The organism is Ornithinimicrobium sp., from assembly GCF_051004135.1.
Classification (GTDB): Bacteria; Actinomycetota; Actinomycetes; order Actinomycetales; family Dermatophilaceae; genus Ornithinicoccus.
In genome coordinates, this window is record NZ_JBPCKQ010000135.1 from 14,786 (window position 1) to 27,550 (window position 12,765).

The window sequence follows — 12,765 nt, forward strand, 5'->3', positions numbered from 1 at the left end:
CTGATGTCACCATGTTCGTCAAGTGTGAACCACCCCGTCGTAATTTCACTCATCTGTCGTTAGGGTGACATCGTGGACGTGGAAATGTTCGGAAACAACACATCCGGCTCGTTGGTTCCCATCCCCGGCACCGACCCACGTTTGGGTGCGTGGTCGCACCATGCCTTCGTGCCCCACCCGCTGGGCGAGGACTCTCCCGAGCTGACCCCTGCGACCTACCTTGCCGTAGCCGACGCTCGAGCTGCTCTTGCTGCCCTGGACAGCACGGCACGCCAGTTGCCCAACCCTCGTCTCCTGCGTAGACCGTCTCTCCGTCGAGAGGCGCAGAGCACGTCCGCCCTCGAGGGAACGTACGAGCCCTTGCGTGACGTGCTGACTGCCGAGTCCGAGGAACCCACGAGTGAGACCATGCGCGAGGTGCTCAACTTCGTCAGCATGGCGGATCAGGCATTCGCGTGGGTCGAGAGCGGGCGGCCGCTGAGTGTGACCATGCTGAGCGAGCTTCAACGGATGCTGGTGTACCGGACGCCGGCGGATGGTGCCTCCTCGGGCAGGGTCCGCGATATTCAGGTCGTCATCGGGCAGCGTCAGACGTCGACTCTTGGCGAGCTGCCGGTAAGGGCTGCCCGTTTCGTGCCGTCGCCGCCCGGTCCCGATCTCGAGGCCCGCGTTCGCGACCTGGTCGGCTGGATGACCACGGATCGTCGGGCGACGGTGGACCCCGTCATCAGCGCAGCGCTCGCGCACTACCAGTTCGAAGCTCTGCACCCCTTCCATGACGGCAACGGCCGGATCGGTCGGCTCCTGATCGTTCTGCACCTACGCACCATGAGTGTGCTGAGCGAACCGACCCTCACCGTGTCTCCGTGGTTCGAGGCGCGCCGCACGCAGTACTACGACCGTCTGTACTCGGTGAGCTGCGACAGTGCATGGGATGCCTGGGTCCGCTTCTTTGCCCAGGGTCTCGCGGCAGCTGCCGCGGTGACGCATCGGCAGATGCTCGACCTGGTCAAGACGCAGCAGCAGTTGAAGGAGGTCGTGCGTGGCTCCCGACTGCGTGCGGACACCGCACATGCGCTGGTGGACTATGCGGTGTCACACTCCGTGTTCACGGTCCGCCAGGTCGAGCGCGACCTGGGTGTCTCCTACGGGAGGGCCAACCGACTGGTGCAGGACCTGGTGGAGCTCGATGTGCTGCAGGAGAAGGGCAGCGCCTACCGGCGCCGTTTCTTTGCGCCAGCCGTCCTTTCCGTGCTTCTCGACCCCGAGCCCGCAGACTCCTGAGCGTTCTCGACCCGCGCAGCTGCGGGGGGGACGGGACCTGCCGGTGGGCTCAGGTGAGGGCGAGGACGGCCAGTCCCAGCTCGGTCGCCGCGTCCTGCATGCGCAGGTCGTAGGTCGCCACCGCGTCAGCGCCGAGCCGGACGGCCGCACCCAGGTGCAGCCCGTCCAGCGAACGCAGATGTCGGCCGGGGCGAATGCCAGCCTCGTAGTAGAGGCTGCGCGGCATGTCGTAGAGCGAGACGGCGTCCAGGATGTGGGTGGCGTCGGCCTGAGGAAGCCCGTGCCGCACCGTGAAGCGGCGCAGCTCGGTCTCCAGTAGGAGGCAGGCCACCGGCTCGACGTCCGGCCGGTCGAGGTGCTGCGCGAGAGCCGCGGACTCGGCTTCCTCGACGAGCAGCTTCACCGTCGCGGAGGTGTCGAGGTAGAGGATCGTCACCGCTCGCCACGCAGCTCGGCAAGGGTGGTCGCCGAGGGCTCGTCGATCGCATGGCGGGTCATCTCGGACAGCCTCGACCCCTTGGCTGGTCGCACGCACCGCAGGTCTGCGGCCACTCGAGCCGGCACCAGCGTGGCCACCACCTCGCCCCGGTTGGTCACCTGGAACGACTCGCCGTGCCCCACCTCACGGAGCACGGCACTGCTGTCGTTGCGTAGCTCCCGGTGACTGATCGTCTTCATGTAGCAACCGTAGCACCGGGGCCGTAGCCGAATGTCGAATGCCGAGCACACGGCCCGCGACGTGCACATTCCCCAGGGAATCGACGAGCGTGCACGCACTGTCCCAAGCAGAACTTGGTGTGCGCGGGCAGACTCCCGAGCTAAACGCGGCAGCGTGGCAAGATATGGCAATGTCACACCTGATCGAGGACTACGCCATGATCGGCGATCGGCATACGGTTGCGCTGGTCAGCCGGGACGGGTCGGTGGACTGGCTGTGCTTCCCGCGCTTCGACTCCGACGCCTGCTTCGCCGCGCTGCTCGGCGGCCCGGAGCACGGGCGGTGGCTGATCACCCCGCGCGAGGAAGCACGCAGCACCCGGCGCTACCTCGAGGGCACCCTTGTGCTGGAGACGACGCACGAGACGGAGTCCGGCACGGTCCGGGTGATGGACGTCATGCACCCCGAGGACGGCAGGGCCGACCTCGTACGCCAGATCGAGGGCATCTCCGGCACCGTCACGATGGAGCACGAGTGGGTCGTCCGGCTCGGCTACGGCAAGATGGTGCCCTGGCTGCGGCACGAGCCCGACCCCAGCAGGCACGGCGGCGACGAGGCGCTGGTCGCCGTGGCCGGGCCGGACATGCTGATCCTGCGTGGACCGCGGCTGCCTCATCCGCAGGACCACCGCCACGTCGACGAGTTCGAGATCGGTGAAGGCGAGGTGCTGACCTTCAGCATGGTCTGGTCTCCCTCCTACCTGGATCTGCCCGAGCCGATCGACATCGATGCTCGGCTGAAGGAGACCATCGAGGAGTCCCGCGAGTGGCTCGGCGACGGCTGCGAGCTCGAAGAGTACGCCGAGGCGGTCGACCACTCCCTGCTCGTGTTGCGCTCCATGACCCACGCCCAGACCGGTGGGATCGTGGCCGCTCCGACGACCTCGCTCCCCGAGGAGCTCGGCGGGTCGCGCAACTGGGACTACCGCTACACCTGGCTGCGGGACGCTGCTTTGACGGTGCAGGCCCTGCAGATGTCCGGACTCGGCAACCGCTCCGTCCTTTGGCGGGACTGGCTGCGGCGCGCGGTCGCCGGTGACCCTGACGATCTGCAGATCATGTACACCGTCGACGGCAGCCGGCTGATGCCCGAGCGGGAGCTGGATCACCTGCCCGGGTATGCCGACTCCCGACCGGTGCGGGTCGGCAACGACGCCGTCTGGCAGCGGCAGACCGACGTGCTGGGGGAGGTCATGGTTGCCCTGGAGATGCTGCGTGACGAGGGCATGGAGGAGACCGAGGACTCCTGGCGCCTCCAGCGTGCCCTGATCGATGACCTGGCCCAGGACTGGTGGGAGCTGGACCACGGACTGTGGGAGATGCGCGGACCCCGTCGTGCCTTCACGCACTCCCGGGTCATGGTCTGGGTGGCCATGGACCGTGGCCTGCGGGCAGTCCGGGAGCACGGTCTGGACGCCGAGGTGGACAAATGGGAAGAAGTGCGTGACATCGTCCGCGAGCAGGTCCTGACCGATGGCTTCAACACCGAGGTCAACTCCTTCACCCAGCACTACGAGACGACCGAGGTCGATGCGTCCCTGCTGCTGTTGCCCTTGGTGGGATTCATCGAGGCGGATGACCCGCGGTTCGTCGGCACCGTCGAGCGGATCGAGACCGAGCTGATGCCGGACGGCCTGGTGCTGCGCTACCGGACCTCCTCGGGCGCCGACGGCCTCGACGGCACCGAGCACCCGTTCTTGATCTGCAGCTTCTGGTTGGTCAGCGCCTACACGCTGATGGGCCGCCTGGACGACGCCCGCGCGCTGCTGGACCGGCTGCTGTCGTTGCGCAACGACGTCGGGCTGCTGGCCGAGGAGTACGACGTGGGCCAGGGCCGACAGATGGGCAACTTCCCGCAGGCCTTCTCCCATCTGGGCCTGGTCCAGGCCGTCACCATCCTGTGCCGCGCGATGGGTGAGCAGGACGCTGCTGCAAGCCCGCAGGACAAGGGTGGCGCCGCGAGCGCGGAGCGCTCGGCCGGCTGAGGCTCACCCCGGCGCGGTGGCCGCAGCGGCGATGTCGTCGAGGTCTGCTCGCAGCGCCCGCTCCGTGGCTGTGCGGCCTGCCTTGCCCACGACCGCCCACGCCACCTTCTGCGGCGTCGTGGGATCCGCGGTCTCGGCGCGGAGCTCGACGCTCAGCTCGGTGACCGAGTCAACCGCTTCGGTCAGCACGAAGGTGGTGGTGTAGTCGGCTCCCGAAGACGAAGCCTCGATGACCGTGCGGCGCAGGGGGTCGTTGTCGGTGACGCACATCTCCTCGGTCGCTGACCGGCCCAGCATCCGGCGCGTCTGCAGCCAGGTGGTCCCCAGCGCGTAGGGGCCGTCGGTGAGGATCTCGACCTCGGTGATCGCCGAGCGCCGCTGCGCCGCCCGGTCGAGGTCGGTCAGCACGTCCCACACCCGCTGCACCGGAGCCTGGATGGTGCGCTGCACCGTCACTGCGTGCCCGGCCATCGGACCTCCTCAGGATGCGTCGTGGGGGTGCCCGACGTGTTTGGTGGCGTGGGGCCCGATGCACTCAGGGTGCTCACCGGCAGCGGCGCGCCAGCGCCGGGTCGGGTGCGCCGAACCGCGCCGGATCCAGGATCGCTGCGAGCGCCTCGGCTCCGTCGACGAGCCGCGGCCCGGGCCGGGCGTAGGAGGCGTTGGCGTCGACGGCCCAGACCTGCGGGTCGGGCAGCCCGCCGAGCGGGCCGGCCAGCAGCTCCTGGGTCAGCCCCACGGACGTCGTCAGATCGAAGCCGCAGGGTGCGACCACGACGATGTCGGGGCGAGCGGCCGCGACGTCGCTCCAGGTGGTCGTCACCGACTTCTCACCTGGTGCGCCCAGCACGCTGTGTCCTCCGGCGACCTGCACCATCTCGGGCACCCAGTGCCCGGGCGCGAAGGGTGGGTCGGTCCACTCCAGCACGGCGACCCGGGCGGCGTCCGGCGCCGTCGCGCCAGGCAACGCGCCCAGCCGCTCACGCAGCCCGGTGCTCAGGTCGCGTGCCGCGCGCTCGTGACCGCTGGCCCGCCCGACCTGCTCGATGCTGTCCAGCACCTCGGCCAACGTGTGCGGGTCGGTGGTCAGCACCCGGGCGGTGCAGCCAAGATAGGCCAGGGCGTCGTGCACCACGCTGACATCGACGGCGCAGACCGCACACAGGTCCTGGGTGACCACCAGGTCGGCGTCGAGCCGGGCCAGGGCGTCGCGGTCGAGGTGGTAGAGGTCCTCACCGGCGGCCAGGCGCTCGCGCACGGCCGCGTCGATCTGTGCCGGAGCCAGCGGTAGGCCGTCCGCACCGGTGGGCAGCGAGCTGGTCGAGACGACCGTCGCGTCCCTGCGGGCCCGGGCCGGCTCGTCGCACTCGAAGGTCACCCCGACCACCTCGTGACCGGCACCCACGGCATACAGGATCTCCGTCGCCGACGGCAGCAGCGAGACGATCCGCACCTGCTCAGCCCTCGGGCTCGGCGGTGGTGGCCGAGTCGTCGGCGGGCGGCTCGGGCAGCTCCTCGAAGGCGTCGCCGAGTACGAGGTCGATCGTGGCGCCCTCGCGGGCATCGGGGACGAACTTCACCCCCGGGATGCTCCTGCGCAGCAACAGGGCCGACCGCGCCCCGTCCGGACCGAACCGGACGTTGCCCACGTGCTCCACCGTGGCGTTCTCCGGGTCGTCGGCGACGGACTCGACCCCGAAGCCGCGCGCCTCCAGCGCCTCGGACGTGCGACCGGCCAGCCCAGCACGACCGGTCGCGTTGTAGACGTTGACCGAGACGTCACCAGGCTGCAGCGGCGCTGCCGTCTCGGTGACCTGCGAGGCGTCGGTCGAGCCGCCGTCGTCGCCGATCCAGCCCTGGTAGTAGGCCGCGGCGTAACCGAACACTGCCACCAGGAGCAGCACCAGGGTGATCAGCACCAGGGCAGTGCGCTGCCGTCGACGCCGCGCGGCGGTCGACATGCCGGCGGTGCGCACATAGCCCATGGGGACCACGGTAGTCGGCGTGCCGCTCAGGCCAGGACCAGGACACGCCCGTGCACCGCCGGCCGACCCTGCAGGGCGGCCCGCAGCGCACGGTGCAGCCCGTCTTCGAGGTAGAGCTCGTCGCGCCACTGCACGACGTGGCAGAAGATGTCGCCGTAGAACGTGCAGTCCTCCGCCAGCAGTGCCCGCAGGTCCAGGGCGGCTCGGGTGGTGGTCAGCTCCTCCAGCCGGATCTGCCGCGGGGGCAGGTGCGCCCAGTCCTTGGGCTCTTGCAGGCCGTGGTCGGGATAGGGTCGCCCCTCGCCCACCGCCTTGAAGATCACGGCCGCAGTGTATGCGGTCCGCGGCAAAGGGGGCCCGAGCCGGCGCGAGCAGCCATCATCGGGTCGTGGCGGAGGATGCGGGATTTGAACCCGCGAGGGGTTTCATCCCCAACACGATTTCCAATCGTGCGCACTAGGCCACTATGCGAATCCTCCGCCGAGCAGGGTACCCGAGGCCGGGGGAGGCGCCGAAATCGTGTGTGCGGTGCAGGTCTCTCACGAGGTTGGCGGGTGCGTTGGGTGCCGAGTGTCACGGTACGCAACCGGTCTGACCCGCAGGTGCGTGCGGCGGGTGACATTCGGCACGGTCTGCACTTCCGGTCACCGGGGCTCGGGACGCGGCAGGCTCCATCGGCTCGGGGCTTCGATACACTCGGGGGCGGCCCCCCGTGCGGTGGTACCTCACTGAACTCCCCCAGGGCAGGAATGCAGCAAGGGCAGGTGAGCTCTTCCAGGTGCGCGGGGGGTCCTCGTATGCCGTGCGCAGGAGGGGGCCTCGCGTCGGCCGGTACGTCAGCAGACCCCGGTCCGGCAGCGCGAGCAGGCGTTGTCGAAGGTCCGAGCAGTGGCAGGATGAGCGGACGGCACGACATACGAAAGGACCGCCATGACTCTGCACGTGGGCTCCGAGGTCGGCCGGCTCCGCCAGGTGATCGTGCACCGGCCGGGGCTGGAGATGCACCGGCTGACGCCGGCCAACAAGGAGCGCTATCTGTTCGACGAGATCCTGTGGGTCGAGCGCGCGCAGCAGGAGCACGACGGGTTCGTGCAGGTCATGCGGGACCGGGGGGTCACCGTGCACCACTTCGACACCCTGCTCACCGAGACCCTGGCCGTCCCGCAGGCGCGGGAGCAGGTGCTCCGGGAGTCCTTGGACGAGCGGCACGTCGGACCGCTGGCGGCTGACCACCTGCGCCAGATGTTCGACGCCATGGACGATCAGGAGCTCGCCGCCTTCCTGATCGGCGGCATCACCAAGGCCGAGGTTCAAGCTCGCATCTCCCACGACGGCTCGGTGGTGATCGGTCAGCTCGACGATCACGAGTCGGTGCTGGCGCCGCTGCCCAACCACCTGTTCGCCCGCGACACCAGCGCCTGGGTCTACGGCGGTGTGACGGTCAACTCGATGCACAAGAAGGCCCGGCGCCGCGAGACCGTGCACTACGAGGCGATCTACACCCACCACCCGATGTTCGCCGGGGAGGCCGACACGTGGTGGTGCCGCGGGACCACGGCCGGTCCGGCGACCGCGGAGGGCGGGGACATCCTGGTGCCCGGCAACGGCACGGTGCTGATCGGGCTCAGCGAGCGCACGACCGCGCAGGGCGTCGAGCGGCTGGCCCGGCGGATGCTGGCGTCGGCGGAGATCGAACGGGTGATCGCGGTCGACATGCCCAAGTCTCGTTCGGCAATGCACCTGGACACCGTGATGACCATGGTCGACCAGGAGAGCTTCACCCGCTACCGCGGGCTGCCCGACCTCAAGTCGTGGACGCTGACCGCCGGCGAGCAGCGGGACGAGGAGGTCGACGTCGTGGTGCAGGTACACCCGGCCGAGCAGATGGAGCAGGTCATCGCCGGTGCCCTCGGGCTGGACCGGCTGCGCATCCTGGCCGCCGACCAGGATCCCTCTGCGGCTGCCCGGGAACAGTGGGACGACGGGTGCAACCTGTTGGCGCTGGAGCCCGGGGTGGTGGTGGCCTATCAGCGCAACACGGTGACCAACGACTACCTGCGGGCCCAGGGGGTCGAGGTGCTGGAGGTCGCCGGTGGCGAGCTGGGCCGCGGCCGGGGCGGGCCGCGCTGCATGTCCTGCCCGATCGAGCGCGACCCCGTGGGCTGAGTCCGTGCCGCCCCGCCGCCGGGTGCCGGTCGCCGATGGTGAGCAGGCCCTCTCCGTATGCCGTGCCGCCGCATCGTGGCCCGAGGTACCGCGACCGGTGCTGGCCACCGCGGTGCGCTACACGCTGGAGGAGCTGAGCCTGCGGGCGCCCGGGCGCTCGGTCGAGGTCCGGGTCCCCCCGCACGGGGCGGTGCAGTGCATCCAGGGGCCACGGCATACCCGCGGCACACCCACCAACGTCGTGGAGACCGACGGGCCGACGTGGCTCGAGCTGGCTACCGGCACCCAGACCTGGGAGCAGGCGGTGGGCGACGGCACGGTCCGGGCCAGCGGAAGTCGCGCCGACCTGTCCGCCCACCTCCCGATCTGCTAGGCAGGCTGCGCGCCCACTCCATATCAGCAAATCGGTGGGTGAAGGCGCAAGGTCCCGAGCGAACGTAGGGTGGGTGGGTGCGCTACGGCATCTGCATCCTGCCCGAACACCCCTGGCGTGAGGCCGAGCCGCTGTGGCGCGCCGCCGAGCAGCGTGGCTTCGACCACGCGTGGACGTATGACCATCTGGTCTGGGCCGGCCTGCCGGACTCTCCGTGGCACTCCACCGTGGCCACGCTGACTGCGGCGGCGATGGTCACCGAGACGATCCAGCTGGGCACCTACGTGGCCTCGCCCAACTTCCGGCACCCGGTCACCTTCACCCGCGACGTGGTCACCCTCGACGACATCAGCCACGGCCGAGTCCTGCTCGGGCTCGGAGCCGGTGGCGACCGGGACGCGCAGATTCAGGGACTCGAGCTCAGCCGGGGCCAGCGGACCCGCCGGTTCGCCGAGTTCGTCGACCTGCTGGACCGCACCCTGAGCACGGACCACATCGACCACGACGGAGAGTTCTTCACCGCCGTCGACGCCCGCAACCTGCCCGGCTGCGTGCAGCGGCCGCGAGTGCCCTTCGTGATCGCCGCCAACGGCCCCAAGGCGATCGCCCTGGCGGCCCGGCAAGGGGAGGGCTGGCTGACGACTGGCGCCCCGAGGGCCTCCGGCGAGCGGAGCAGCGACCGGGTCGAGGGGTGGTGGCAGGGGATCGCCGAGGTCTGCGACCGATTCAGCGAGGCGGTCGCAGACGCCGTCGAGCAGGGTGACCGGGACGCCGAGGATGTGCCGGACCGTTACCTGTCCCTCGACGCATCAGGCACAACGGCCCTGAGCAGCGCCGGCTTCTTCGCCGATCAGGTCGGGCGGGCACGCGAGCTGGGCTTCACCGACGTCGTCACACACTGGCCACGACCCAGCGACCCCTACCGCGCCGACCCCGCGGTCCTGGATCGCATCGCGCTGGAACCCTGAGCCGCGCGCTGGTGCTCGGCGGCGACGGGCAGCATCTGCTCCGGGTCCGCGTCAGGAGTGGTGGCGATGCTGCCGGTGGGCGTGCCCCACCCGCGGCGTACCCTCGTCGCTGTGAGCGACGAGCAGCCAACCTTCCGGCCCAAGGGTCCACGGCGGCCCAGAATGGTGCCGTTCCTGGTGACCGGGGCGGTGCTCGGCGCCGTTGTGGGGCTGTTGCTCAACCTGCTGGGCCCGGACTCACCCATCGCCTCCGCCGGGCAGGAGTCGATCGTCCTCGCGATCACGGGCGCCCTGCTGGGCGGGCTGGCGGGCGCCGTCGCCTTCCTCGTGGTCGAGTGGACGACCCTGCGTTGAGCGCAGATGTGAAACACTGAGGGCGTGCCTCGACCCGACGGACGACTGAGCCACGACCTCCTCCCCGATGAGTCCCTCCCGCAGGACGCCTGCGGTGTCTTCGGCGTCTGGGCGCCCGACGACGAGGTCGCCAAGCTGACCTACTACGGGCTCTACGCGCTGCAGCACCGCGGTCAGGAGGCGGCCGGGATCGCTACCAGCGACGGACGCTCGCTATTGGTCTACAAGGACGTCGGGCTGGTCGCCCAGGTTTTCGACGAGTCCAGCCTGGCCTCGCTGCGCGGCCACCTCGCGATCGGGCACTGTCGCTACTCCACGACCGGGCGCAGCTCCTGGGAGAACGCCCAGCCCACCCTCGGGGGCACCACCGGGAGCACCGTCGCGCTGGGTCACAACGGCAACCTGGTCAACACCGCCGAGCTGCGCGAGCGCCTGGTCGAGCTGCACGGAGGCAACCCCCGTGCCGTGCCCGGCGAGGTGGGCCGCGGCAACACGACCGACACCGCGGTGCTGACCGGTCTGCTCACCGCCGACCCGGACCGGACACTGGAGACCGCGGCGATGGAGGAGCTGCCGCGGCTCAGGGGCGCGTTCTCGCTGGTCTTCTGCGACGAGCAGACGGTGTATGCGGCGCGCGACCCGCAGGGGGTCCGTCCGCTGGTCCTGGGTCGGCTCGAGCGTGGCTGGGTCGTCGCCTCGGAGACCGCGGCCCTTGACATCGTCGGGGCCAGCGTGATCCGCGAGGTCGAGCCCGGGGAGCTCATCGCCATCGACCACAACGGTCTGCGCAGCCGGCGCTTCGCCCCCGCCGCCCGCAAGGGGTGCATCTTCGAGTACGTCTACCTTGCTCGTCCCGACACGACCTTGGTGGGCCGTTCTGTCTACGCCGCCCGGGTCGAGATGGGGCGCCGGCTGGCCGCCGAGCACCCCGTCGAGGCCGACATGGTGATGCCGACCCCCGAGTCGGGCACCCCCGCTGCCATCGGGTATGCCGAGGCAAGCGGCATCCCCTACGGCTCCGGTCTGGTCAAGAACGCCTACGTCGGGCGCACCTTCATCGCACCCAGCCAGACCATCCGGCAGCAGGGCATCCGGCTCAAGCTCAACCCACTGCGCGACGTGATCAAGGGCAAGCGGCTGATCGTGGTCGACGACAGCATCGTGCGCGGCAACACCCAGCGGGCATTGGTGCGGATGCTGCGCGAGGCCGGCGCCGCCGAGGTGCACGTGCGGATCTCCGCTCCTCCGGTGCGCTGGCCGTGCTTCTACGGCATCGACTTCGCCACCCGTGCCGAGCTGATCGCCACCGGGCTCGTCCCCGAGGAGATCTGCGCCTCGATCGGGGCCGACTCGCTGGGCTACATCAGCGAGCAGAACATGATCGAGGCCACCGAGCAGCCGGCCGACGAGCTGTGCACCGCTTGCTTCTCGGGGGTCTATCCGATCGAGCTGCCGCGGGAGGACCAGCTCGGCAAGGACGTGCTCGAGCTGGAGTTCCCCGGTCAGAGCCGGGCGGCTGCCGACGACACGGCCAAGCGCCCCCGGGTCGACGTCGAGGGCGTCCCCGTGGGCGCGGCCACCGGCGCCGCTGACGCCTTGCGGCATCCCTGAGTGGGGATCGGATCGCGATGAACAGACCCAGCCCGCTGACGTATGCCGAGTCGGGCGTCGACGTGGAGGCGGGAGACCAGGCCGTCGAGCTGATGAAGCAGGCCGTCGCACAGGCTCAGCGGCCCGAGGTGCTCGGCGGTCTCGGGGGCTTCGCCGGGATGTTCGATGCCACCGCCCTGCAGGGGATGACCCGGCCCGTGCTGGTGACCAGCACCGACGGGGTCGGCACCAAGGTGGCGATCGCCCAGGCGCTGGATCGGCACGAGAGCATTGGCATCGACCTGGTCGGCATGGTGGTCGACCACATCGTGGTCTGCGGAGCCGAGCCACTTTTCATGACCGACTACATCGCCTGCGGCCAGGTGGTGCCCGAGCGGATCGCCGAGATCGTGGGCGGCATCGCCCGAGGGTGCGAGCTGGCCGGGGTGGCCCTGGTCGGCGGGGAGACCGCGGAGCACCCGGGGCTGCTCGAGGCGGACGAGTACGACCTGGCCGGGGCGGCCACCGGTGTGGTGGAGCACGGGTTCATCCTGGGGCCGGACCGGGTCCGGGAGGGTGACGTGGTGCTGGCCCTGGCGTCCTCGGGGCTGCACTCCAACGGCTTCTCGCTCGTGCGCCGAGCCGTGTCAACGGCCGGGCTGGCCTGGGAGCAGCACGTCGAGGACTTCGGCCGCACCCTCGCCGAGGAGATGCTGGAGCCCACTCGGATCTACGCCCGGCTGCTGCTGGATCTGATCGCCGCCGACGGCATCGATGTGCACGCGCTCTCGCATGTGACCGGGGGTGGGTTGGCGGCCAACCTGGCGCGGGTGCTGCCCCCCGGGCTGCTGGCCACCGTGGACCGGGGGACCTGGACGCCACCGCCGGTCTTCGACGCCGTTCAGCAATGGGGGCAGGTGCCCCGCTCGGATCTGGAGCGCACCCTCAACATGGGCGTGGGCTTCGTGGTGGTTCTCCCGGCAGACCAGGCCGATCGGGCGAACCGACACTGCCGGCGGTCCGGTGTCCAGGCCTGGGTGCTCGGCGGCGTCGAGCGACTCGATCCGAGTGCCGTCGATGTGGTGCAGGGCGCCAAGGGGATCGACGGCGGCGCCGTGCGCATGGTCGGCGGCCACCGCTCGTGGTCGCGCCCGTAAGTTCGTCGAGGGTTCAGGCCCAGGCGGTCGGGTCGGCCGGGTGGCGGCCGCACGAACCGGTGGGCGACCGAGGGGGCCGAGACCAGGCGCGGCGCCGAGGACGAGTAAGGCCGGCGAGCTCATAGCCCGAGCCCGAAAAGGGACCCTGATCGCAGGAATTCTGTGGCAAGTTGTCGTTTCGCCCGG

The 12,765-nt window shown here is 70.3% G+C and carries 14 protein-coding genes, 1 tRNA gene and 1 other RNA gene; 9 read left to right on the forward strand and 7 right to left on the reverse strand.

The window, feature by feature from the left end; translation table 11 throughout:
• Positions 1 to 84 precede the first annotated feature (84 nt).
• On the forward strand, positions 85 to 1,284 hold the full coding sequence (locus ACR2FV_RS08860; RefSeq protein WP_434015356.1) for a Fic family protein: 1,200 nt from the start codon (positions 85 to 87) through the stop codon (positions 1,282 to 1,284).
• A gap of 49 nt (positions 1,285 to 1,333) precedes the next feature.
• Here ACR2FV_RS08860 and ACR2FV_RS08865 read toward each other — a convergent pair whose 3' ends face one another.
• Both ACR2FV_RS08865 and ACR2FV_RS08870 read right to left on the reverse strand, forming a co-directional pair.
• Positions 1,334 to 1,720 carry a type II toxin-antitoxin system VapC family toxin gene (locus ACR2FV_RS08865; protein WP_434015327.1) on the reverse strand — a complete coding sequence of 129 codons (387 nt, stop codon included), beginning with the start codon at positions 1,718 to 1,720 and terminating at the stop codon, positions 1,334 to 1,336.
• Complete coding sequence (locus tag ACR2FV_RS08870) at positions 1,717 to 1,962, reverse strand: type II toxin-antitoxin system Phd/YefM family antitoxin (RefSeq protein ID WP_434015328.1); 246 nt, start codon at positions 1,960 to 1,962, stop codon at positions 1,717 to 1,719. Before ACR2FV_RS08870 ends, ACR2FV_RS08865 begins: the two co-directional genes overlap by 4 nt.
• Positions 1,963 to 2,132: 170 nt before the next feature.
• On the opposite strand from ACR2FV_RS08870, the gene ACR2FV_RS08875 reads away from it, so the two are divergent.
• On the forward strand, positions 2,133 to 3,986 hold the full coding sequence (locus tag ACR2FV_RS08875) for a glycoside hydrolase family 15 protein (protein ID WP_434015329.1): 1,854 nt from the start codon (positions 2,133 to 2,135) through the stop codon (positions 3,984 to 3,986).
• Positions 3,987 to 3,989: 3 nt separating this feature from the next.
• On the opposite strand, the gene ACR2FV_RS08880 is transcribed toward ACR2FV_RS08875, so the two are convergent.
• The 5 genes from ACR2FV_RS08880 to ACR2FV_RS08900 all read right to left on the reverse strand — a co-directional run bounded on the left by ACR2FV_RS08880 (position 3,990) and on the right by ACR2FV_RS08900 (position 6,450).
• Complete coding sequence (locus ACR2FV_RS08880) at positions 3,990 to 4,457, reverse strand: SRPBCC family protein (protein WP_434015330.1); 468 nt, start codon at positions 4,455 to 4,457, stop codon at positions 3,990 to 3,992.
• Between the two features lie 73 nt (positions 4,458 to 4,530).
• Positions 4,531 to 5,439, reverse strand: a complete 909-nt coding sequence (locus ACR2FV_RS08885; RefSeq protein ID WP_434015331.1) for an ABC transporter substrate-binding protein — start codon at positions 5,437 to 5,439, stop codon at positions 4,531 to 4,533.
• A gap of 4 nt (positions 5,440 to 5,443) precedes the next feature.
• The gene (locus ACR2FV_RS08890) at positions 5,444 to 5,971 is read right to left on the reverse strand and encodes a LytR C-terminal domain-containing protein (RefSeq protein ID WP_434015332.1); all 528 of its coding nucleotides are present in this window, start codon (positions 5,969 to 5,971) and stop codon (positions 5,444 to 5,446) included.
• A gap of 26 nt (positions 5,972 to 5,997) precedes the next feature.
• Positions 5,998 to 6,294 (reverse strand): type II toxin-antitoxin system VapB family antitoxin, encoded by a 297-nt coding sequence (locus ACR2FV_RS08895; protein ID WP_434015333.1) that lies wholly within the window; start codon positions 6,292 to 6,294, stop codon positions 5,998 to 6,000.
• Positions 6,295 to 6,360: 66 nt separating this feature from the next.
• Positions 6,361 to 6,450, reverse strand: a tRNA-Ser gene (locus ACR2FV_RS08900).
• Between the two features lie 222 nt (positions 6,451 to 6,672).
• On the opposite strand from ACR2FV_RS08900, the gene ffs reads away from it, so the two are divergent.
• The 7 genes from ffs (at position 6,673) to purM (ending at position 12,579) form a co-directional block, all read left to right on the forward strand.
• Positions 6,673 to 6,769: signal recognition particle sRNA small type (ffs, locus tag ACR2FV_RS08905), an RNA gene on the forward strand.
• A 132-nt stretch (positions 6,770 to 6,901) separates the two neighbouring features.
• Positions 6,902 to 8,137, forward strand: coding sequence for an arginine deiminase (locus ACR2FV_RS08910; protein ID WP_434015334.1), 1,236 nt, complete (start codon positions 6,902 to 6,904; stop codon positions 8,135 to 8,137).
• Between the two features lie 4 nt (positions 8,138 to 8,141).
• Positions 8,142 to 8,510 carry a sterol carrier family protein gene (locus ACR2FV_RS08915; RefSeq protein WP_434015335.1) on the forward strand — a complete coding sequence of 123 codons (369 nt, stop codon included), beginning with the start codon at positions 8,142 to 8,144 and terminating at the stop codon, positions 8,508 to 8,510.
• Between the two features lie 77 nt (positions 8,511 to 8,587).
• Positions 8,588 to 9,478, forward strand: coding sequence for an LLM class flavin-dependent oxidoreductase (locus ACR2FV_RS08920; RefSeq protein WP_434015336.1), 891 nt, complete (start codon positions 8,588 to 8,590; stop codon positions 9,476 to 9,478).
• Between the two features lie 111 nt (positions 9,479 to 9,589).
• Positions 9,590 to 9,832 (forward strand): hypothetical protein, encoded by a 243-nt coding sequence (locus tag ACR2FV_RS08925; protein ID WP_434015337.1) that lies wholly within the window; start codon positions 9,590 to 9,592, stop codon positions 9,830 to 9,832.
• Positions 9,833 to 9,856: 24 nt separating this feature from the next.
• Positions 9,857 to 11,443 (forward strand): amidophosphoribosyltransferase, encoded by a 1,587-nt coding sequence (purF, locus tag ACR2FV_RS08930; RefSeq protein ID WP_434015338.1) that lies wholly within the window; start codon positions 9,857 to 9,859, stop codon positions 11,441 to 11,443.
• A 17-nt stretch (positions 11,444 to 11,460) separates the two neighbouring features.
• Positions 11,461 to 12,579: a phosphoribosylformylglycinamidine cyclo-ligase gene (gene purM / locus ACR2FV_RS08935; protein WP_434015339.1), complete on the forward strand. Its 1,119-nt coding sequence runs from the start codon at positions 11,461 to 11,463 to the stop codon at positions 12,577 to 12,579.
• Positions 12,580 to 12,765 lie beyond the last annotated feature (186 nt).